The 20,355-nt window shown below is 70.5% G+C and carries 17 protein-coding genes; 9 read left to right on the top strand and 8 right to left on the bottom strand.

Annotation, left to right across the window (positions count from 1 at the left end):
• Positions 1 to 14 precede the first annotated feature (14 nt).
• Positions 15 to 1,274, bottom strand: a complete 1,260-nt coding sequence (locus ACIBG8_RS09995; RefSeq protein WP_397342270.1) for an MFS transporter — start codon at positions 1,272 to 1,274, stop codon at positions 15 to 17.
• Positions 1,271 to 4,117, bottom strand: coding sequence for a tetratricopeptide repeat protein (locus tag ACIBG8_RS09990; RefSeq protein WP_397342269.1), 2,847 nt, complete (start codon positions 4,115 to 4,117; stop codon positions 1,271 to 1,273). The genes ACIBG8_RS09995 and ACIBG8_RS09990 overlap by 4 nt, the downstream gene beginning before the upstream one ends.
• Positions 4,118 to 4,224: 107 nt before the next feature.
• On the opposite strand from ACIBG8_RS09990, the gene ACIBG8_RS09985 reads away from it, so the two are divergent.
• Positions 4,225 to 4,899, top strand: coding sequence for a carboxymuconolactone decarboxylase family protein (locus ACIBG8_RS09985; protein WP_397342268.1), 675 nt, complete (start codon positions 4,225 to 4,227; stop codon positions 4,897 to 4,899).
• Here ACIBG8_RS09985 and ACIBG8_RS09980 read toward each other — a convergent pair.
• The 4 genes from ACIBG8_RS09980 to ACIBG8_RS09965 form a co-directional block, all read right to left on the bottom strand.
• A complete protein-coding gene (locus tag ACIBG8_RS09980) occupies positions 4,890 to 7,181 on the bottom strand; it encodes an FtsX-like permease family protein (RefSeq protein ID WP_397342267.1) in 2,292 nt (763 codons plus the stop codon). The two genes, ACIBG8_RS09985 and ACIBG8_RS09980, sit on opposite strands and share 10 nt — an antisense overlap.
• Positions 7,174 to 7,842, bottom strand: a complete 669-nt coding sequence (locus ACIBG8_RS09975; protein ID WP_397342266.1) for an ABC transporter ATP-binding protein — start codon at positions 7,840 to 7,842, stop codon at positions 7,174 to 7,176. The genes ACIBG8_RS09980 and ACIBG8_RS09975 overlap by 8 nt, the downstream gene beginning before the upstream one ends.
• Positions 7,843 to 7,905: 63 nt before the next feature.
• The gene (locus ACIBG8_RS09970) at positions 7,906 to 8,520 is read right to left on the bottom strand and encodes a TetR/AcrR family transcriptional regulator (protein ID WP_397342265.1); all 615 of its coding nucleotides are present in this window, start codon (positions 8,518 to 8,520) and stop codon (positions 7,906 to 7,908) included.
• Positions 8,521 to 8,575: 55 nt separating this feature from the next.
• Positions 8,576 to 9,037 (bottom strand): hypothetical protein, encoded by a 462-nt coding sequence (locus ACIBG8_RS09965; protein WP_397342264.1) that lies wholly within the window; start codon positions 9,035 to 9,037, stop codon positions 8,576 to 8,578.
• Between the two features lie 148 nt (positions 9,038 to 9,185).
• On the opposite strand from ACIBG8_RS09965, the gene ACIBG8_RS09960 reads away from it, so the two are divergent.
• The 5 genes from ACIBG8_RS09960 (at position 9,186) to ACIBG8_RS09940 (ending at position 14,298) form a co-directional block, all read left to right on the top strand.
• Positions 9,186 to 9,749 carry a PadR family transcriptional regulator gene (locus tag ACIBG8_RS09960; protein WP_397342263.1) on the top strand — a complete coding sequence of 188 codons (564 nt, stop codon included), beginning with the start codon at positions 9,186 to 9,188 and terminating at the stop codon, positions 9,747 to 9,749.
• Between the two features lie 6 nt (positions 9,750 to 9,755).
• Positions 9,756 to 10,475, top strand: coding sequence for a VOC family protein (locus ACIBG8_RS09955; protein WP_397342262.1), 720 nt, complete (start codon positions 9,756 to 9,758; stop codon positions 10,473 to 10,475).
• A 145-nt stretch (positions 10,476 to 10,620) separates the two neighbouring features.
• Complete coding sequence (locus ACIBG8_RS09950) at positions 10,621 to 11,109, top strand: (2Fe-2S)-binding protein (RefSeq protein WP_397342261.1); 489 nt, start codon at positions 10,621 to 10,623, stop codon at positions 11,107 to 11,109.
• Entirely contained in the window at positions 11,096 to 12,076 is a 981-nt protein-coding gene (locus ACIBG8_RS09945) for an FAD binding domain-containing protein (protein ID WP_397342260.1), read from the top strand. The genes ACIBG8_RS09950 and ACIBG8_RS09945 overlap by 14 nt, the downstream gene beginning before the upstream one ends.
• Positions 12,073 to 14,298: a xanthine dehydrogenase family protein molybdopterin-binding subunit gene (locus ACIBG8_RS09940; RefSeq protein WP_397342259.1), complete on the top strand. Its 2,226-nt coding sequence runs from the start codon at positions 12,073 to 12,075 to the stop codon at positions 14,296 to 14,298. The genes ACIBG8_RS09945 and ACIBG8_RS09940 overlap by 4 nt, the downstream gene beginning before the upstream one ends.
• Here ACIBG8_RS09940 and ACIBG8_RS09935 read toward each other — a convergent pair.
• The gene (locus ACIBG8_RS09935; RefSeq protein WP_397342258.1) at positions 14,276 to 15,214 is read right to left on the bottom strand and encodes an alpha/beta fold hydrolase; all 939 of its coding nucleotides are present in this window, start codon (positions 15,212 to 15,214) and stop codon (positions 14,276 to 14,278) included. The genes ACIBG8_RS09940 and ACIBG8_RS09935 overlap by 23 nt on opposite strands.
• A 100-nt stretch (positions 15,215 to 15,314) precedes the next feature.
• On the opposite strand from ACIBG8_RS09935, the gene ACIBG8_RS09930 reads away from it, so the two are divergent.
• Positions 15,315 to 15,758 carry a winged helix-turn-helix transcriptional regulator gene (locus ACIBG8_RS09930; protein WP_397342257.1) on the top strand — a complete coding sequence of 148 codons (444 nt, stop codon included), beginning with the start codon at positions 15,315 to 15,317 and terminating at the stop codon, positions 15,756 to 15,758.
• Between the two features lie 295 nt (positions 15,759 to 16,053).
• Positions 16,054 to 17,247 carry an FxsB family cyclophane-forming radical SAM/SPASM peptide maturase gene (locus ACIBG8_RS09925; RefSeq protein WP_397342256.1) on the top strand — a complete coding sequence of 398 codons (1,194 nt, stop codon included), beginning with the start codon at positions 16,054 to 16,056 and terminating at the stop codon, positions 17,245 to 17,247.
• A 5-nt stretch (positions 17,248 to 17,252) separates the two neighbouring features.
• On the opposite strand, the gene fxsT is transcribed toward ACIBG8_RS09925, so the two are convergent.
• The gene (fxsT, locus tag ACIBG8_RS09920) at positions 17,253 to 19,757 is read right to left on the bottom strand and encodes an FxSxx-COOH system tetratricopeptide repeat protein (RefSeq protein ID WP_397342255.1); all 2,505 of its coding nucleotides are present in this window, start codon (positions 19,755 to 19,757) and stop codon (positions 17,253 to 17,255) included.
• Between the two features lie 275 nt (positions 19,758 to 20,032).
• Here fxsT and ACIBG8_RS09915 point away from each other — a divergent pair, with 275 nt between their 5' ends.
• Positions 20,033 to 20,206 (top strand): hypothetical protein, encoded by a 174-nt coding sequence (locus ACIBG8_RS09915; protein WP_397342254.1) that lies wholly within the window; start codon positions 20,033 to 20,035, stop codon positions 20,204 to 20,206.
• Positions 20,207 to 20,355 lie beyond the last annotated feature (149 nt).

Here is a 20,355-nt window from a genome sequence, read left to right as displayed (position 1 = left end):
TGCTGTCCAACCATTTATCGGCCGGTTTCGCGGGTCTCCGGCATGGCGCGGAAGCAGAGCAGGCTGACGCAGCCCAGGGCCACCAGGTAACCGGCCACCGCCCACGGCGGGCCCTGGTCGGTGGCGAGGGCGGTGGCGATCAATGGAGTGAGGGCGCCGCCCAGGACCGCGGCCAGGCCGTACGAGACCGACGCGCCCGTGGCGCGGACCTTCACGTGGAAGAGTTCGGACAGGTACGCGCCCTGGACGGCCAGCATCGCGATCAGGCAGAGGATGGCCACGACGAACCCGAGGGTCATCAGGACCGGCTTTCCCGTCTGGATCAGGATGATCAGCGGGAACGACCAGGCCAGCATGGCGAAGGTGCCGATCATGCTCATCGTCCTGCGCCCGTACCGGTCGCCGAGCATCGCCATCAGCGGCATGCCCGCGCCCTTGACGGCGATGGCCACCATGACGCAGGCCAGCACGGTCGAACGGCTGAGCCCCAGGTTGTGGGTGCCGTGGCTGATCGACCAGGTGGCGACGGCGTAGTTGACCGCGAAGCCCGAGGTCAGGGCGCCCGCGATCAGCAGGACGGTGCGCCAGTGGCCGCGGAAGAGCTCCACCAGCGGGACGCGGACGGTCTCCTTGCGCCGGACCATCGCCTCGAAGGCCGGGGTCTCCTCCAGCGAGAGCCGCAGCAGCAGACCCACCACCACCAGCACGGACGTCGCCCAGAACGGGATGCGCCACCCCCACGAGGTGAACTGGGCGTCGGTCAGGGTCGCCGACAGCGCCAGCATGGCCCCGTTGGCCAGCAGGAACCCCAGCGACGGGCCCGCCTGCGCCATGCTCGCCCACAACGCGCGCCGCCTGGCCGGCGCGTGCTCGGCGGTCAGCATGATCGCGCCACCCCACTCGCCGCCCAGGCCGAACCCCTGCAAGAACTGCAGGCAGACGAGCAGCAGCGGAGCCGCGACCCCGATCTGGGCGAAGGTCGGGAGGAAGCCGACGAAGGTCGTGGCCAGCCCGGTCATCAGCAGGGAGGACAGCAGGACGCGCCGCCTGCCGTACCGGTCGCCGATGTGGCCGAAGGCCGTGGCGCCCAGCGGGCGGGCGACGAAGCCGACCGCGTACGTGGCGAAGGCGGCCACCGTGCCCGCGACCGGCGAGAGCGAGGGGAAGAACAGCGGGCCGAAGACCAGCGCGGCGGCCGTGCCGTACAGGTAGAACTCGTAGAAGTCGATCACGTTGCCGGTGAACGTGATCGAGGCGACCCGGCCAATGCTCACGGGAGTTGTGTCAGGAAGCACCGGATCTCCTCGGCCTCTGGGACGTCAAGGTGGGTGTAGAGGTCGAGCGCCAGCTCGGCCTGGGCGCGGGCCGCGTCGAGGCGGCCGAGCGCGCGGTGGGCGTGCGCCAGGCCCTCGTGCGCGCGGGCCTGCTCCGGCTGGTTGCCGACCTCGCGGGCGAGCGTCAGGGCCGCCTCGTGCTCCTCGATGGCGAGCTCGGGGTCGCCCACGGCCCGTGCGACCGCGCCGAGCCCGTTGCGCGCCCTGGCCTCGTCGCTGCGGTAGCCGAGCTCGTGGTAGAGGTCCAGCGCGCGGCTGTGGTGCTCGCGGGCCAGGTCGTACTGGCCGAGCCGCCGGTAGACGAGCGCGAGGTTGTCGCGCGCGTCGCTCTCGCCGTGCACGCTGCCGATCCCGCGGTAGAGGTTCATGGCCTGCTGGTGGTGCTCGACGGCCTGCTCGTAGGCGCCCTGCCGCTCGCACACCGTGCCGAGGTTGTCCAGGCCCGCCGCCTCGCCGACCGGGTCGCCGATCTCGCGGCACAGCTCCAGCGCCCGCGCGTAGCGCTCGTGCGCCTGGGCGTAGTCGTGCCTGCGCCAGCTCACGTGGCCGAGCCGGTTGAGCGCCAGCGCCTCGCCGAGGCGGTCCCCGATCTCCCGGCAGATCTCCAGCGCCTGCCTGGCCTCCGAGGTCGCCTCCTCGGGACGGCCCTGGCGCAGGCTCACCTCGCTCAGGTCGATCAGCGCGTGCCCCTCTGCCTGCCGGTCGCCGGTACGGCGGGCCGCGCGCAACGCCAGGTCGTGCAGGGTGCGGGCGTCAGTGTGATAGCCGCGCCGGTCGAGGTAGTGGTAGAGGATGGCGGCGAGCTGGGAGGCGTGCGCCGGCCAGTCGTTGTCGGCCGCGTGGGCAGCGGCCGCGATGAGGTTCGCGCGCTCCGCCTCCAGCCAGTCCGTCGCGCCGAGGAGCGGATCCACGTGCGGCACGGCGGGCATCCGGTGCGCGATGTACGGGTACAGCTCGGTGACGGCGGCGACCGCCGTGTCGCGGTAGTGGTCGAGCAACCGCGCCACCGCCTCGGTCCCCTGGTCGGCCGCCGCCAGGTCGCGGGCGTGCTCGCGCAGCAGGTCGTGGAAGGTGTAGCGGCCCGGTTCGAGCTGCAGCAGCATGTGGGTGTCGAGGAGGTCCTCCAGCAGCGCCTCCGCGTCGTCCATCGGCACGTCGGCCAGCGCGGCCGCGGCGGCGATGTCGATGTCGCGGCCCGGGTGCAGGCCGAGCAGCCGGAACATGCGCTGCTGGTCCGGGTCGAGCTGCTGGTACGACAGGGTGAACGCGGCCGCCACGCCCCGGTCGGCGGTGGACAGCTCGGTGAGCCTGCGGCGCTGGCCCATGAGGCGGTGGGCGAGGTAGGAGACCGTCCACTGCCCGCGATGGTGCAGGCGAGCCGCCGCGATCCGTACGGCCAGCGGCAGGAAGCCGCAGAGCTGCAGGACGTCGAGCACGGCGATGGGCTCGGCCCGCGCCCGTTCCCCCACGATCCGGTTGAACAGCTCGACCGCGTCACCGGCGGGCAGCGCCTCCATCGACAGGGTGTGCGCCCCGTCGAGGCCGAGCAGCCGCCTCCTGCTGGTGATCAGGAACATGCCGGAAGTGGCACCGGGGAGCAGCGGCCGCACGTGCTCGGTGTCTGCCGCGTTGTCCAGGACGACCAGGACGCGGCGGTCGGCGAGCTCGGCCCGCCACAGCGCCGCCCGGTCGGTGACCGAGGCGGGGATGCGCTCGGCGGGCACGGCGAGCTGGCGCAGCAGGATCTCCAGCGCGGCGCCCGGGTCGACGGGCACCTGGCCCGCGGTGTGCGCCTGAAGGTCGACGAAGAGCTGCCCGTCGGGGAAGCGGCCGGCGAGCCGGTGGGCGGTGTGGACGGCGAACGCCGTCTTCCCGATGCCCGCCATCCCGTCGATCGCCGCGATCGTCACCACTCCTGCGCTGCCGGCGTGCCGCTCGGCCAGCCGGTCGAGCTCCGCCGTACGTCCGGCGAAGTCGGGGGTGTCGTAGGGCAGGTAGTTGGCGCGGATCGCAGCGGGTGCGGGGGGTTTCGGCGGGGGGCTGTGGGACGCGGCGATGGCCGGGTCGTCGCGCAGGATGGCCTGTTCGAGATCGGTGAAGGCGCGGCCGGGGTCGAGTCCTTGCTGGTCGGCGAGCGTCTCCCTGAGCGTGCGTGCCACGGCGAGCGCGTCGGCCTGCCGTCCCGCGCGGTGCAGGGCGAGCATCAGACGTCCGGCCAGCCGTTCACGCACCGGATGGGCGGCGACCTCGGCGGCGAGCTCGTCGATGAGGTCGTTGTGGCGGCCCAGCTCCAGCTCCAGCTCGGCGAGCTGCTCGACGGCGGCCAGCCGCCGGTCGGTCAGCCTCGCCCTGGCGCCCGGCACGAAGTCGGCGTTCAGGTCGGCGAGGGGCTCGCCGCGCCAGAGCGTGAGCGCCTGCCTGATCGCCGCGGCGGCCTCGGCGGGATCCTTGAGCTGGGCGGCGCTCACCCGCTCGTTGAACTCGTCCAGGTCGAGGTTGGCCGAGGTGATCAGGTAGCCGCCCGGCCTGGTCGAGAGCACCTCTTCAGCGTCCGCCTCGCGGAGCATCTTGCGGATCGCGGTGATCGCGGCGTGGATCTGGGCCCTGGAGGTGTCCGGCGGGGTCTGGCCCCACATGGCGTCGGCGAGCCGGTCGGCGCTGACCACGATCCTGGCGTTCAGCAGGAGGTAGGCGAGCACGGCGCGATGCCGGGGGGCCAGCGGCCGCCCGGCCGACACCTCCACCGGCCCCAGGATCGCGAATCGCAGCCGTTCAACCTTCACGGAGAGCTATTTCAGCACACTCGCCCCAACACGTCCTATCCCACGTGATCGGACATCCATCGTGAAAACATCGCAAATGTATTAGTCGGACCGGCAAGCCTTGTCAGATGACAGTGTTTCCCCTGGTCGAGCCGGAGACCGCGACCGGAGTCACCGAAGGATTGCTCGCCAAGGCCCACCGCGTCCTCGGCCTCACGCCGAACGTGGTCAAGGCGATAGCGAACAGTCCCGCGGCGCTCCGCGGCTACCTCGAGCTCTCCCGCGCGCTCCGCGACAGCAGCCTTCCCCCTGCCACGCGGTCGCGGGTCGCGTTGCTGGCCGCCGAGCGGAACGGGTGTGACTACTGCCTGTCCATGCACACCTACACCGGCACCAGGACGGACGGCCTCACCCCCGAGGCGGCCGCACTCGCCCGCGCCGGTGCCGCCGAGGACCCGAAGGACGCGGCGGCACTGGCCTTCGCCGACGCCTTGATCCGCTCCCGGGGGGCGGTCGCGGACGCCGAGCTGGCGGCCGCCGCGGCGGAGCTGTCGTCGGGTGAGCTCGTGGAGGTCATCGCGCATGTGGCTCTGAACATCTTCGGGGCCTATGTGGCTCTGGCCGGACGCCTGGAGATCGACTGGCCCCTGGTGGAACACGGAGGCGCCCGCCCGCTAGGTCGTTCCTCCGTGCAGGTCGCGGATCAGGCCGCCCAGGTCGAGGAAATGAGCCAGGGCGAGCAGGACGGCGATGACCAGGATGGCCAGAAGTATCTTGCGCATGAAGGTGCTCCTCAGACGTAGGCGAGGGCTTCGCGGACGGTCAGGCGGGCAGCCCGGGTGGCGGGAGCCGTACCGGCAAGGGCGGATCCCGCCACGGCGGCCAGCGCCCAGAGGCCCAGGGCGAGCGGGGAGATCGTGAGGGGGAGCGGGGTCCTGAAGGCCAGGTCGCCCAGGACGCGGCCGACGGCCAGGCTGAGGGGTACGGCGAGCAGGGCCGACAGGACCCAGCTGAGCAGCCCGATGAAGACGGTCTCGCCGAGCACCACGTTGATCACCGTGCGCGGGGTCGCGCCGATGGCCCGCATGACGGCGAACTCACGGGTGCGTTCGACGACGCCGGTGCCGGTGGCCGCTGCCAGGCCGAGCAGCCCGACGAGGGCCATCAGCACAGCCAGCGCGATGAGCGCGGTGATCAGCACGTAGATGTGCCCGTCGACGGCGGCGCGCAGCTCGGCCGTCGACACGGTGGCGGCCTCCACCGGGGAGTCGGCGAGGGCCCGCTGTACGGCCGGCGCGTCGTTGGTGGCGATGCGCAGGTCGCGCGCCGGGCCGACGCGCTGCTCGAAGGCTGACCTGGTGACGTAGGCGGCGGCGGGCGAGCCGACCTCGCGGACGGTGCCGACGACGCGCCAGGTGGTGGCGCGGCCGTCGACCTTGAGGGTCAGGGCGTCGCCGACCTCGGTGTCCGGCAGCGGGTTCCGCGCCAGGGAGTTGATCACGACGGCGTCGGTGTCGCCGGGACGCAGCCAGCGGCCAGACTCGACGGCGAAGTCGACCATGGTGGTGGCCTCGGGCACCCCGCGCAGGGCGAAGCTGCCGTGCCCGCCGTCGGGGTAGGTGGTGACCACGTCGCTCGCGCTGGTCGGGGCGTAACCCCATTCCTCGATCCGCCGCACGCCGGGGACCCGCCTGAGCCGTTCTGCCAGCGCCGGGTCGGCGGTGACCAGGCGGACGTCGAGGTCGTAGTGGCGGGCGGCGAGCCCTTCGTCGATGTTGCGCTGCCACCCGGCGGCCACGTTGAGGCCGGTGAGGAACAGCGCGCCGCCCGCAGCGAGCAGGCCGAGGGTGAGCACGAGGCGGCCCGGCCGCCGGAACGCGTTGCGCAGGGCCATCAGCAGGGTGCGGTTGAGCCCTTTCAGCCGGGCGGAGACCGTTTCCTGGCGTACGCCGTAGTCGCCGATCGCCTCGCGCACGGTGATGCGCGCCGCCCGGCGGATCGGGACGGCGGCCACCAGCAGCGGGACCAGCACGCCCGCCGCGATCTGGATGAGCGGCACCCGCAGCGGGATCGCGGCACTGGCCAGGTCCAGGTTGAGCAGCTCGGCCACGACTCCGGCGTACGCCCGGCCCGCCCAGGCGCTCAGCGGGACGGCGGCCACCGTGGCGGCCACGCCCAGGAGCAGCACCTGCGCGGCGTACATCCCGGCCACCTGGCGGGTGCGGGCGCCGATCGCCTTCATCACGCCGATCTGGCGCACCTGCTGCGCGAGCAGCCCGCCGATCACGGTCGCGACCAGGACGGCGGCGAGGACCAGGCCGAGTCCGGCGAAGATGAGCAGCATCAGCATCACCGACTCCATCTGGGTCTGGTGCGGGTGCCTGCCCGTCGGCGGCACCTGGACCTCGTGCACCTGCCGCCCCTGGGCGGCGAGCCAGGAGGCCACCTCGCGGGCGGTGACGGCCGGCGTCGCCGTACGGATCTTGAGCTGGTCCAGGACGGCGGAGCCGCTGAGCCAGGCGTAGGTCTGCCGGGTGATGTAGCCGTATCCGGCGCGCTCTTGCCACGCGGGCGCCAGCGCTGGATCGTGCACGGTGCCGGAGACCGTCAGGGTCCGGGCCGCGCGGCCGGGGACGACGACCTGCACCGGGCCCCGTGGGACCATCTCGCGGGCGGCGCGCTCGATCAGCATCGTGCCCTGCGGCGGCGGCCATGCGCCTGACTCCCTGGTGAAGGTGGCCATGCGCATGGCGTCGAAGTCGGGGACGACGAACAGCAGGAGCGGGCGGAACCGGTCGGGCCCGATGCGCATGCGCACCGAGATGCTCGCCCTGGCCTCGGCGTCGAGCACGCCGGGGCGCCGCCGTACCTGCTCCAGCAGGGCGTCGTCGACCCGGTCCAGCTCCAGCGTGGCAGAAGCGGGGGTGGTGGACAGGTAGTTGCGGCTGATCTCGCGCGACAGGATGCCGTCGGCGGCCAGCACCGCGCCGACGCCGGTCACCCCCGCGGCGATGGCGGCGACCATCATGGTCATCCGCCCGGCGGCGAGCACGACGTCGCGCCGCACCTTCGTCCACCTAGACACGGGCGCCGTCCGTGAGCTCGACCGTGGAGGTGATGTACGGCCGCGCCTCGCTGCCGTGCGTGACCATGACGACGGTCGTGCCGCCGGCGGCGATGGCGGCGAACAGCTCCAGCACCTCGACCGCGGTGTGGGAGTCGAGGTTGCCGGTGGGCTCGTCTGCGACCAGCAGGGGTGGGTCGTTGGCCAGCGCGCGGGCGATCGCGGCGCGCTGCTGCTGACCGCCGGACAGCGCGGCGGGCAGCTTGCCGGCCTGCTCGGCGATGCCCATGCGTTCCAGCAGGGCCAGCGCCCGGGGTCTGCGTTCGGCGCGCGGGTAGGTGTCGCAGAAGTCCATGGGCAGCATGACGTTCTCCGCGACCGTCAGCGTGGGCAGGAGCTGGAAGAACTGGAAGACGACCCCGACGTTGCGGCCGCGCCAGATCGACAGCGCCTGCTGGCCGAGCTCGTGCACGGCGGCCCCGGCCACGCGCACCTCGCCGGTCGACGGGCGGTCGATGCCGGTGATCATGTTGATCAGCGTGGACTTGCCGCTGCCTGACCGGCCGACGACGGCCAGGAACTCGCCCTTCTCGGTGCTGAGGCTCACCTTCCGCAGCGCGGTGAACGGACCTGAAGGGGTGTCGTAGGTCTTGGTGACCTCATGGAGATCGATGACGGGCACAGGGCCTCCTGTCGAAACAACGAATCAGTTACTGAACACGTTGTTCCGTTGGGAGATCCGGGGTCAATCGACAGAATCGGCCGTCCGTGCGTTACCGAACAGATCCGGTGAATCAGCCAGATACACGCTCTGGATGCCAGGTACGGCCAGCCGCATGTACATGTCCGCCATCCGCTCGGGCGAGTGCGGCAGGTCGTTGTCCAGCCACCAGGTCAGCAACCCGAACATCGAGCTGAGCAGGAACTCCAGCACCACCGGGGTGGGGACCGACCCGCCGTCCTCGGGCAGGAAGTGGTGCACCCTCCGCGCGGTGACCTCGCCGACCCTGCGGCGCAGCCCCGCCCGCATCACCTCGGCGCCCCGCTTGCCCGCCAGCGCTTTGTACAGGTCGCGTTGCTGCTCGGCGTGCTGGAAGATCGCCAGCACCGGGTTGGGCTCGCCGCGGCTGGCGAAGTGGCGGTCCATGTGGTCCTCGAACGCCGACGCGAGCTCCTCCAGGCCGCTCAGCAGGAGGTCGTCCTTGTCGGTGTAGTGCGCGTAGAACGTCGAGCGGCCGACGTCGGCGCGGTCGATGATGTCCTGGACGGTGAGCCGCTCGTAGCCCCGCTCCAGGATCAGGCTGACGAGGGAGGAGCGGAGCAGTTGCCGGGTCCTGCGCACCCGCCTGTCGGACACCATGTTCAGAACCATACGCCGCGTCCGCCACCGGTTACCAGAGAACGGGCGCTCAGGGTCAGAGGCCGGTCATCACGAGGCTGAGGTAGTACCAGTAGCCGGTGCCGAAGATGTGCTTGGAGATGGTGGCGGTCTGGCCGGTGGCCAGCGTGGCGCACGTGGAGCCGCGCGCCGTGACCGAGCCGAGCACGTCGCCCTGGCCGGTGACGGGCGGGGTGACTTCGCGCAGGCTGAACAGGGCCGATCCTGTGGTGCCGATCGTGGTGGTCGGGTTGCCGAAGTTACCGGAGTAGGCGGTGCTGCCGTTGCTCATGGCGACGTACTGGTTGCCGCTCGGGTACATGTACCCGGCGAGGTTGAGCTTGACCTCGTCGCCGCCGTTCTCCTCCGTGTCGTAGGCGTCGACGTAGTTCACCTCCACGCGGCACGTGGTGGCGGTGCTGCTCGCGACGGCGGGCGCTGCCGTGGTCATGGCCGCGGCGGCGGTCAGGGCCAGCGTGCATATGAGCTTGTTCCGCATGATGTTTCTCCTCTTGGGTGAATCTTTGTGTGAAGCGCAGGGACCTCAGGGTGCGGCAGTCGGCAGGTTTCGTCAGTGACCAAATGCACGCGCGATCCCTGTACTCTCCTCTTGGCAAACTAGCCAAATTTGGTTAGCTGGAGGTGTGATGAAGCCGGTACGACTGCTGGTGCTGGGCGCGCTGCGCAGGCGCGGGAGGACGCACGGCTACCAGGTCCGCGCCGACCTGGAGTCGTGGGGCGCGCACGAGTGGTCCACGGCCACGTCGGGCTCGGTGTACCACGCGCTGAAGAGCATGGCCCGTCAAGGACTGCTGGTGGCGCACGAGACCGTCCCGTCAGAGGCCGGGGGCCCGCCGCGGATCGAGTACGAGCTGACCGCCGAGGGGGAGCGGGAGTACTTCACACTTCTTCACAGCGCCCTCACCGACCGTGAACCCGCCCTGGACGTGCTCGCCGCCGCCGTCGGCCTGATCGAGGACCTGCCGCGGGAGCAGGCGCTGCGGCTGCTGCGCGAGCGGGCCGGTGCGATGCGCCAGTGGACCGCGAGCATCACCGCGCACGTGCCCCAGGACACCGACCTGGACGCCTGGGGGCCGGTCGGGGAGGTCCTGTCGCTGTGGCTGACCACGGCGGAGAACGGCGCGCTATGGACCCAGCGACTGATCCGGCGCCTGGAAGAGGGCGCCTTCACCATGGCAGGAGAGGACTGAGGAACCATGGCCAACGAGATCACCGTCCCGCTGTTGCCCTGCAGGTCCATCGACGAGATCGTCGAGTTCTACACCATGCTGGGCTTCACCCAGACCTACTACCAGGTGCGGCCCAACCCGTACGTGGCGCTCGAACGCGAAGACGTGCGGCTGGGCTTCTTCGGCATGCCGGACGGCTTCAAGCCTGAGGACTCCTACGGGACCTGCCTGGTCGTCGTGCCCGACACCGGGGAACTGTTCGACGCGTTCGCGGCGGGCATGCGGCGGGTGTACGGCAAGCTGCTGGTCTCGGGCATTCCCCGGATGACGCGGCCACGCAGGCGGAAGAACGCCGACAACCATTCCGGCTTCGCCGTCATCGACCCGGGCGGGAACTGGATCAGGATCATGGCCGCCAAACCCTCTCCCCGGGAGGATCAGGCGGCCGGGGGCAAGCTCACGAAGACCCTGAACGCGGCGGTGGTGATGGCCGACTCCAAGGGCGACCACCTGCGCGCGGCCCAGATCCTGGACGCGGCGCTGGAGCGCGACAGGGACACCGCGACGGCGCCGGAGAAGCTCCAGGCGCTGGCCTTCCGCGCCGAACTCGCCCTCCGCGCCGAGGACCCCGTCGCGGCCAGACAGGCCCTCGCCCAGGCGCGTGCCCTGGTGCTGCCGGAAACCGAACTGGCCCACCTAGCCGACGCGCAGGCCTCCCTCGATGACATCGAGGCGATTCTCGGCTAGCGCGCACCGCAAACCAATCCGATTCTGGTGTGGAGCGTTGCCCGCATGTCGTTCCTGCTGGTCTTCGCACCTGTTTTCACCGTCTAGGTCGCCTTTTGCCAGGCTGGAGGGGTAACCGTGATGCGGTGCCGGTGATAGGCACACCATGACGGTGACGAGGATCGAGCGTGGCCCCGCGCCCGCGAAGCTGACCCTGTCGGTCAACGAAACCGAGCTGACGCTCGAGATCGAGCCGCGGGTCAGCCTGCTGGACGCCCTGCGCGAGCATCTCGACCTGACAGGCACGAAGAAGGGCTGCAACCAGGGCGCCTGCGGCGCGTGCACCGTCTGGGTGGACGGCCGGCGGGTGCTGTCCTGCCTGACGCTGGCGGTCGCCTGCGAGGGCCGTACGGTCACCACGATCGAGGGCCTGCACGACCACCCGATGCAGGACGCCTTCCTGGCCTGCGACGCGCTGCAGTGCGGATACTGCACGCCGGGCCAGATCATGTCCGCGGTCAAGCTGCTGGAGGAGGGGCACGCGGGCGACGACACCGAGATCGCCGAGTGGATGAGCGGCAACATCTGCCGCTGCGCCGCCTACCCGCACATCCGCCAGGCCATCAAGGAGGTGCGCGACGGTGCACGCCATTAGTTACGTACGAGTCGCCGACGTGGACGCGGCGCTCGCCGAAGGCATCGACCCGGACAGCCGGTTCCTGGCGGGCGGCACGACCGAGGTCGACATGCTCCGCATCGGCGTGGCTCAGGAGCGGCGGCTGGTCGACATCAACGAACTGCCCCTGAACACCATCGAGGACCAGCCGGACGGCGGCCTGCTGCTGGGGGCGCTGGCCAGGATGAGCACCGTGGCCTCCGCGCCGGGAGTGCGCCAGCGCTTCCCGATGATCGCGCAGGCGCTGGAGCTGGGCGCCTCGGCGCAGCTGCGGAACATGGCCTCGATGGGCGGCAACATGATACAACGGGTGCGCTGCGCCTACTTCCGCGAGACCGACATGCCGTGCAACAAGCGCGAGCCCGGGTCGGGCTGCGCCGCAGAGGGCGGTTTCCACCGCGGCCACGCCGTACTCGGGACGAGCGAGCACTGCTTCGCCGCCCACCCCTCCGACGTCGCGGTGCCGCTGGTGGCGCTGGACGCCGTCATCCACCTGCGGGGGCGGGAGGGCGAGCGGACGATGCCCCTGGAGGACTTCTTCCTGCCGCCGGGTGACACGCCGGAGCGGGAACATCCGATCGAGCACGGCGAGCTCATCACCGCGATCGAGGTGCCCGCCGCTCCGGTGGCTCGCCGTTCGCTCTATCTGAAGGTGCGCGACCGCCAGTCGTACGAGTTCGCGCTGGTCTCGGTCGCGGCTGCGGCCACCGTCGCCGACGGGGTGATCTCCGAGGTACGGCTGGCGCTGGGCGGCGTCGCCACCAGGCCGTGGCGGGCGAGGACCGCTGAGGGGCTGCTGAACGGCGGGCCCGCGATCCGGGACGCCTTCGAGGCAGCGGCGGCGGCCGAGCTGGCGCAGGCGGTTGCCAGGCCCCAGAACGCCTTCAAGATCGAACTGGCCAGACGCGCGATCGTACGCGCCCTGGAGCGGGTGACGGCGTCATGACCGCCTCGCTGATCGGAGCGCCCGTCACCCGGGTGGACGGCAGGGCCAAGGTCACCGGCGCCGCCACGTACACGGCGGAGATCACGCTGCCCGGCATGCGGCACGCGGTCATCGTGGGCTCGGAGATCGCCGCCGGCCGGGTCGTGTCGGTGGACGACTCCCAGGCCATGGGCGAGCCCGGGGTGCTGGCCGTACTCACGCACGAAGACCTCCCGGAGGTCGCCAACCAGCCGGTGCTGGTGTTGTCGCTGGCAGGGACGTTCGCGCACGGGCAGAGCTTCTTCCCGATGCAGGATCCGATCGTCCACTACGCCGGGCAGCCGGTGGCGATCGTGATCGGTGAGACGCTGGACGCCGCCACGCGCGGGGCCGAGCTGGTACAGGTCACTTATGCGGAATCGCCGTCCCTCACGACGCTTGACCAGGGCCGCGACCAGGCCTACATCCCCGAGCGCATCCTGGCCGGGCTCGCGCCGGGACAGATGGGACGCGGCGCCGTCGACGCCGGGCTGGCCCAGGCGGAGATCACCGTGGAGGGCACCTTCACCTTCGCCGCCAACCACCACAACCCCATCGAGCCTTCGGCCTCTGTGGCCTCCTGGGAAGGCGACCAGCTCACGCTGTGGGACGCCACCCAGGGGCCGACCGCCACCCAGCTGACGCTCGCGCACCTGCTCGGCATCCCCGCCTCCAGGATCAGGGTGATCACCCACTTCGTGGGCGGCAGCTTCGGCGCCAAGGCCATGATCTGGGCGCACCCGACGCTGGCCGCGATGGCGGCCAGGATCGTGGGCAGGCCGGTCAAGCTGGTGCTCACTCGCGAGCAGATGTTCAGCTCCTGCGGGCTGCGTGAGGACAACGAGCAGACGATCACGCTCGGCGCCGGGGCCGACGGCAGGCTGACCGCGATCCGCCACCACAAACTTTCCATCACCTCGGCCTACGACGACTGGGCCGAGCCCGCGCTCGGCAGCTCAGGTGAGGTGTACGCCTGCGACAATTTCGAGGCCGTCTACCACCTGATCAAGGGCAACACCATGACGCCCACGTTCATGCGCGGGCCGGGCGAGACGGCGGGGCTGGCCGTACTCGAATCCGCCATGGACGAGCTGGCGGAGAAGGCCGGGCTCGACCCGATCGAGCTACGGCTGCGCAACCACGCCGACGTGGACCCGGTCAGCGGGCGGCCGTGGTCGAGCAAGGGGCTGAAGGAGTGTTACCTGCGCGGCGCGGAGCTGTTCGGCTGGGCAGGGCGCGATCCGCGGCCGGGCGTGCGGCGCGACGGTGACTGGCTGGTCGGCACCGGCATGGCCACCGCGGTCTACCCGGTCTACCCGGTCATGAACCCGCAGCGAGCCCGCGCCCGCTTCTACGCCGACGGGACCGCGGTCGTCCAGACCGCAGCCTCCGACATCGGCACCGGAGCCGCCACCGTCCTCACCCAGATCGCCGCCGAGGGGCTCGGGCTGCCGCTGAACCGGGTCAGGGTGGAGTACGGCGACACCGACCTGCCCTTCCTGACCGCCTCGGTCGGCTCGGCCGGGGCCACCGCGGGAGGCAACGCCGTCCATGTCGCCGTCAGCGGGCTGCGCGAGCAGCTCATCGCCCAGGCGGTCGCGGACGAGGCCTCGCCACTGCACGGCGCCGACCCAGCGGCGGTGACCGTGGCCGACGGCGTCATGACCGGTCCGAACGGCGCGGAGAGCTACGGTCAGCTCCTGAGCCGCAACTACATCCCGGAGACCGAGTACCTCGGCACCTACCACCACGCGGTGGACGAGCGTTACGCCACGCACAGCTTCGGCGCCCAGTTCGCCGAGGTGGCCGTCGACGCCGCCCTGGGCGTTGTCCGCGTGCGCCGGATGGCGGGCGTCTTCGCGCCCGGCCGGGTGCTCAACGAGCGGACGGCGCGCAGCCAGCTCATGGGCGGCATGCTCTGGGGGCTGTCGCAGGCGCTGCTGGAGGCCAGCCACATGGACCCGCGGTACGGGCGCTGGGCCAACGCCAGCCTCGGCGACTACCTGCTGCCGGTCAACGCCGACGTCCCCGACGTGATCGTGGAGACCGTGGAGGTGGACGACCCGGTCGTCAACCCGCTGGGCATCAAGGGGGTGGGGGAGATCGGCATGGTCGGCATGGCCGCCGCGATCGCCAACGCCGTCCACCACGCCACCGGCAGACGGGTCAGATCCTTCCCGATCACCATCGAGTCGCTCCTGTGACGTCGGTCGCCTCGAGGAATGCTCTCAGGAGCTCGTTGATCGTGCCGGGTGCGTCCTCGAGGCTGTAGTGCCCGACTCCCGGCAGCTCGGTGACGGTCCCGTGCGGGAAGGCCGAGGTGAAGAGGGGAAGGAAGTGCCTGCTGTTCAGGGTCCGGTCGGCACCACCCCAGATCGCCAGGGCGGGAACGCCGGCCAGCTTGGCGCGGGCCACATCGGTCGGTGCTTCGAAGACGTGTGCGCCGGTCGCGAACCCCTTCGCCCACCCGATCGCTCCCCGGCTCTCCGCGGAGGTCGGGAACGGCGCGCCGTACGCCTCGATCCAGGTATCGGAGATGATCTGGTTGTTGGCGAACCCGTTCAGCTTGAGAGTGCTGAGGATGTTGTACTTCAGCTCACCCAGCACCTTCTCCAGCGTGCCGTCCCGGTCGGCCTGGGCGATCCAGCGGAACCATGGCGATTCGTGGCCGTTGTCCTCCAGCGCCTTGCCCAGCCCGGGTTGGCCGAGCGGCGTGGGGCCGTTGACGGCGACGACCCTGGCGATGCGATCCGGATGACGGGCGGCCAGCCCCATGCCGACGGGGCCGCCGAAATCGTGCAGGACAAGCGTGATGTCGTGGAGATCGAGATCGAGGATCAGCGCCTCGAGGTTGCCGATGTGGTCCTGCAGCCAGTAGGTCCGGTCCGCCGGCGTCTCGCTCTTCCCGAAGCCCATGTGGTCGGGAACCACGACCCGATGGGTGGCGGAGAAACTACTGACGAGATGGCGGAACAGGTATCCCCAGGTGGGCTCGCCGTGCAGGCACAGAAGGACGGGGCCGGAGCCCTCGTCGACGTAGTGCATCCGGAAGCCGGGCGCCGAGCTGTAGTGCGGCGCGAACGGGAAGGTTCCCTCGAAGGTCTCGGTAGCGGCGATCATCCGGGCTGCTCCCCAAAGTGGTAGTAAATTGAAACCATCGCGAGCATAGGTCGGGCGGTTTTTATTTGCAACCAGTTGTGGGCTGGGGGAAGGCGAGCACATGGAAGCGACGACCACCGGATGCCCGGTGGCCCGGACGGTCGACGTCCTGGGCGACAAGTGGTCACTGCTGATCATCCGGGACGCGTTCGACGGAGCGCGGCGGTTCGGGCAGTTCCAGCGGAACCTCGGCGTGGCCAAGAACATCCTGAGCTCCCGGTTGCGCACGCTCGTCGGCGCCGGCGTACTGCGCATTGAACCGGCCTCGGACGGCAGCAGTTACCACGAATACGTGCTCACCGACGCGGGCAGGGAGCTGTTCGATCTGATCGTCACCCTTCGCCAGTGGGGGGAGGCCCACGCCTTCGAACCTGGCGAGGAGTACGTACCGCTGATCGACAGGACGACCGGGGAACCGCTGGCGAAGCTCACCTATGTGCGGCCGGACGGCAGTCCGGTCCGAGCCGACGCCACCCACCTCGGCGAGCGGCGGCGGATGTCCTGAGCGACAATCCTCCCCGTGGTGGTGCTCCAGGCGGAGGTGGAGAACCCGGCGCGCGTGAGGTTGCCGCAAGGTTCGCCGTCAACCACCACATCCACTACCGCCTCCTGCAAGGGCGGCTGGCCGGGCAAACCCCGCCAGGGCGGGATCCTTGACGCACTGCCGCCGACGGGGCCCTCGCCCAGGCGCCGGGCGCGAGGGCGATCACCTGGGCGGGGTTTGACGATCTCTCATAACGGGCATTTCCGGCGCGGATGATTCCACCGCGCTCGAATCTCATCCGCGGGAGCTGATCAGCGTGGGCGCAGACGGCGGGTGGCCCGCGCGACTCGATGTCCAGAGGCTTCTGGAGTCAGGCTGGCGCCCCACCCCATTCAGGCAGTTCATCCTCAAGCTCCACAGCCGCTGCAACCTGGCCTGCGACTACTGCTACATGTACGAGATGGCCGACCAGGGTTGGCGCCGCCAGCCGCGCCGCATGGCCAAGCCGACCATCGACCGGGTGGCCGCGCGCATAGCCGAGCACGCCGCCACCCACGGGCTGAAGAGCGTCGAGGTCATCCTGCACGGTGGGGAGCCCTTGCTCGCCGGGCTCGAACACACCCGCTACGCCGTCACCGCCCTGCGCTCCGCCCTCGGCGACGTCGATCTGGTGATCAGGGTCCAGACGAACGGGGTCCTGCTCGACGGCCCGTTCCTGGAGCTGTTCGCCGAGCTGGAGGTCTACGTCGGCGTCAGCCTGGACGGCGACGCGGAAGGCCATGATCGCCACCGCCGTCGCGCCTCCGGCCACGGCACCTACGCGGAGGTGCGCAAGGGGCTGGAGCTCCTGCGAGCCCCTGAATACCGCCACCTGTTCAGCGGCCTGCTGTGCACGCTCGACCTGGCCAACGACCCGGTCACCACCTACGAGGCGCTGCTGGAGTTCGAGCCGCCGATGCTCGACTTCCTGCTGCCGCACGGCAACTGGGACACGCCGCCACCCGGCTGGTCGCGCTGGGGAGCGTTGTACGGTGACTACCTGGTGGCCGTCTTCGACCGGTGGTACTCGGCGCCGCGCCGGGAGACGCAGATCCGCCTGTTCAGCGAGATCATCCGTACGCTCTGCGGCCGGCCGTCGCGCAGCGAGTCGATCGGCCTGTCCCCGGTCGCCGTCGTGGTCATCGAGACGAACGGCGCCGTCGAGCAGGTCGACACGCTCAAGTCCGCCTTCGAGGGCGCGGCCGGGACGCTGCTGCACGTGTTCCGCGACTCGTTCGACGGCGCGCTGATGCTGCCGTCGATCGCCGCCCGGCAGATCGGGACGAGGGCCCTGGCCGTCGGGTGCATCTCCTGCGAGATCGCCAGCGTGTGCGGAGGCGGCCTGTACCCGCACCGCTACAGCACAGGCAGCGGATTCCGTAACCCGTCGGTCTACTGCCGTGACCTGTACCGGCTCATCACCCACATCCGGCAGGTGGTCCTCGAGGACGTGGAACTGCTGACGAAGTGACCGGCTCAGACGGGCGGCGGGTCGAAGTCGCAGTCGAGGTGGCGCCCTTCCGCTGCCACCTTGGCGTCGTTGTGGTCGAGCCCCAGCGTCGCCCGGTAGCGGTCGATCGTGTCGTCGAAGAGCGCACGCGCCTCCTCCGCCTGCCCCACCGCCTTCAGGTCCGCCGCGAGGTTCGCGGCCGCAGCCAGGGCCGTGGGGTGCATCTGCCCGAGCAACCTGCGCAGGTGGCTGAGCGACTCCTGTCCGATCGTGCAGGCGGCCTTGAGGTCGCCGAGCGCGGCCAGGTCGCTCGCCAGGTTCACGGCGACGGTGAGGGTGTAGTGGTGGTCGGGGCCAAGACGCCGTTCGAGACCTTCGTACGCCTGCTCGTTCATGTCGCGAGCCATCTGGGGATCGCCCGTGACCCGGTGCATGAGCGCCACGTTGCTCGCGCAGCCGTAGCTGTACGGGTGGTCGGGACCGTACACGTGCGAGTAGCGCCGCAGGGTGTCGCGGGCCAGCTCGAACGACTCCTCCAGCCGGTCGTTGACGCGCATCGCGTTGGACAGGCACACGGCGGCCGCCAGCGTGTCAGGGTGGTCGAGGCCGTGCAGCCGCACATACCGCGCGTGCGTGTCCTCGGCCAGGTCGAGGGAATCCTGGGTCTCGCCGTAGCGGTGCAGGGCGATGGCGAGGTCCTTCTGCGCGAGCAGGCTTCTGGGATGGTCGACGGGCAGGTACTCGCGGCCGTACGCCAGGGCTTCCTCGCCGATGTCGCAGGCCTCGCCGAAGAAGCCGCACAGCCGGATCGCCCGGCCCAGGCCGGTCCACAGGTTGAGCACCGTGGTCGGGCTCGCCTTCGACTGCCCGATCCGGAGCGCCTCTTCGAGCAGGGCGCGAGCGCCCTGGTAGTCGCTGGTGAGGCCGCAGTCGAGCGCCAGACTGTTGACCGCGCGCAGCGTGATCACGTCGTCGGTGCCGAGCACCTGCCGGTGCAGGCGCACGGACTCGGTGTCGTGCTCGCGCGCCTCCCGGAAGAGTCCCCTGGCGCGGAGGTCGGCGCCGATGCCGTTGCGCAGGACCAGGCTGTCCGGGTGCTCCACGCCCACGGTCTCGCGCAGGGTTTCGAGGGTCGCCGTGTTCAGCTCGTACGCCTCGTTGTACTGGCCCATGCCGCGCAGCAGGTCGCCCTGCACCCGCCGGGCCCTCAGCACGCGCAAGTCGGACTCGCCGAAGCGCTCGGACCAGATCCTCAGGAAGACGTCCAGGTGGATGCGCAACGCCTCGTAGTTGCCCGACGCGTTGAGGTAGATCAGCACCTCGTGCGCGAAGTCGCGCACGTCGTCACGGCGGCTCTGGGCCACCTCCGACGGCCCGATGTGCGCGAGCAGGGCGGCGTAGCGAGGCCAGGTGGCCGGGTCCGTCGGCTCGTGCGGCGAAGCGCCGACCAGCAGGGAGTGAACCTCGGACCGGATCTCCTCCTGCGTCGCCGCGTCCAGCTCCTCGCGCAGCAGCGCCTGGATCAGCCGGTGGACCTGGAGGGTGGTCGGCTTGCCCGCCTCGGACTCGATGCGGACGAGCGCGTACTTGCCCAGGCGGCGGATGACGGTGCTCACCCGGATGGGGTCGGCCAGCAGTTCGGCCATGACCGGGCGCACCGGCCCCTCGACCGGAGCGAAGACGCTGCGCGGGATGGGCTCGGGGCCGAAGAAGGCGCAGCAGCGCAGCAGTTCCATGGCCTCGGCGAGGTTGTCCTTGAGCTCGCTCACCGACAGGCCCCACGCGGCCGTCATGGGAAGCGGGTACTCGCTCGGCTTCCCCTCGCTCAGCAGCTGGGCGGTGCGTTCGCTCAGCAGGTGCAGGTATTCCTCGGCCGACATGCCGGTCTCGGACTGCAGGGCGGCCGCCTGTTCCAGCGCCAGGGGGAGGTCGCCGAGCGCCTCGGCCAGCCGGTCGGCGTCTTCCGGGCTGATCGCCCGGCGTGTCCGCTTCTCGAAGAACTCCACGCTCTCGCTGCGCGGGAAGACATCGACGGCCACGGTGTCGACGACGCTGGCCCAGCGGTGGTTGCGCGAGGTGATGAGGACGCTTCCCGCCCCCTCTGGCAGGATGTCGGCGAGGTCCTCCGGCTCGTCGGCGTTGTCGAAGATCAACAGCCAGCGAGAGTACGGTTCCCCCTGGCGTAGCGCGTCGAGCACGGAGTTGGCGGCGTCCTCGATGCCCGTGGTGGTCGGGTCGGGCAGCCCGAGCTTCGGCGCGAGCTGCGCCAGCGTCGACCGGACCAGGCCGGGCTGGTCGGCCGGGATCCACCAGACGACGTCGTAGTCGTCGCGGAAACGGTAGGCGTATTCGATGGCCACCTGTGTTTTGCCCACGCCGCCGAGCCCGTGCAGGGCGTGCGGCACCACGGCGGTCACCGACCGCACAATGCCGCCGCGCAGGCTCTCGATGAGTTTCTCGCGCCCGGTGAAGTTCTTGTTCCGCGGTGGAACCTTCCACACCTCGGGAAAGCTGCCCGTCGATCGCCGCATGGGGGGCCGCTCTGACTCCATCACGCGCTCCATCTCCCGTCGGCGGTAATCCGTAGGTGCAGCCATGGTTTGGCAGGGGTAAGAAAAAAGACGATAGTCGTCGTACGGCCCCGCGGATAGGCCTTCAATTCCGGTCAGTCGGCCCTTTGTATTTAGTGGCGAAGAAAAAGACGGGCGTGATCAGTAAGGGTAGGCCGCCGCAGATGAATGTGATACATGGCTAGTGAACGGTTTACCGGGGCCGTCGAGTCCGGGAGCTCACGAGGGGAGCGCACATGCGAACGCACGTTGCCCGCCATCGGCAGGACCTTGTCGATCTGTCCCCACTCTCATCCGTTGACCTGGAGCGACTCGGCGACAACGCCGTCGCGCACGCGCTGCGCGAGCTGCTGGGGCCCGAGCGCGAAGAGGAGGCCGTTTTCGCGCGGTTCGACAACAGCACCGCATAGACAACGAGCACCATCCATCTATTTCGGCGACCCAAAAATCGGGGGCCATGCGGAACAAGAGATGTCGTATCATTGCGGAATCCCGTTGAGGGACGTGACGCGGCGGGCATGCTGTATTTCGGTCCCAGCCGGGCGCCCGGGCCGCCGCG

The sequence above is a fragment of the Nonomuraea sp. NPDC050556 genome, from assembly GCF_044457355.1.
Classification (GTDB): domain Bacteria; phylum Actinomycetota; class Actinomycetes; order Streptosporangiales; family Streptosporangiaceae; genus Nonomuraea.
The sequence above is the reverse complement of the archived record's forward strand: the minus strand, read 5'-3'. Positions and strand labels throughout refer to the sequence as shown.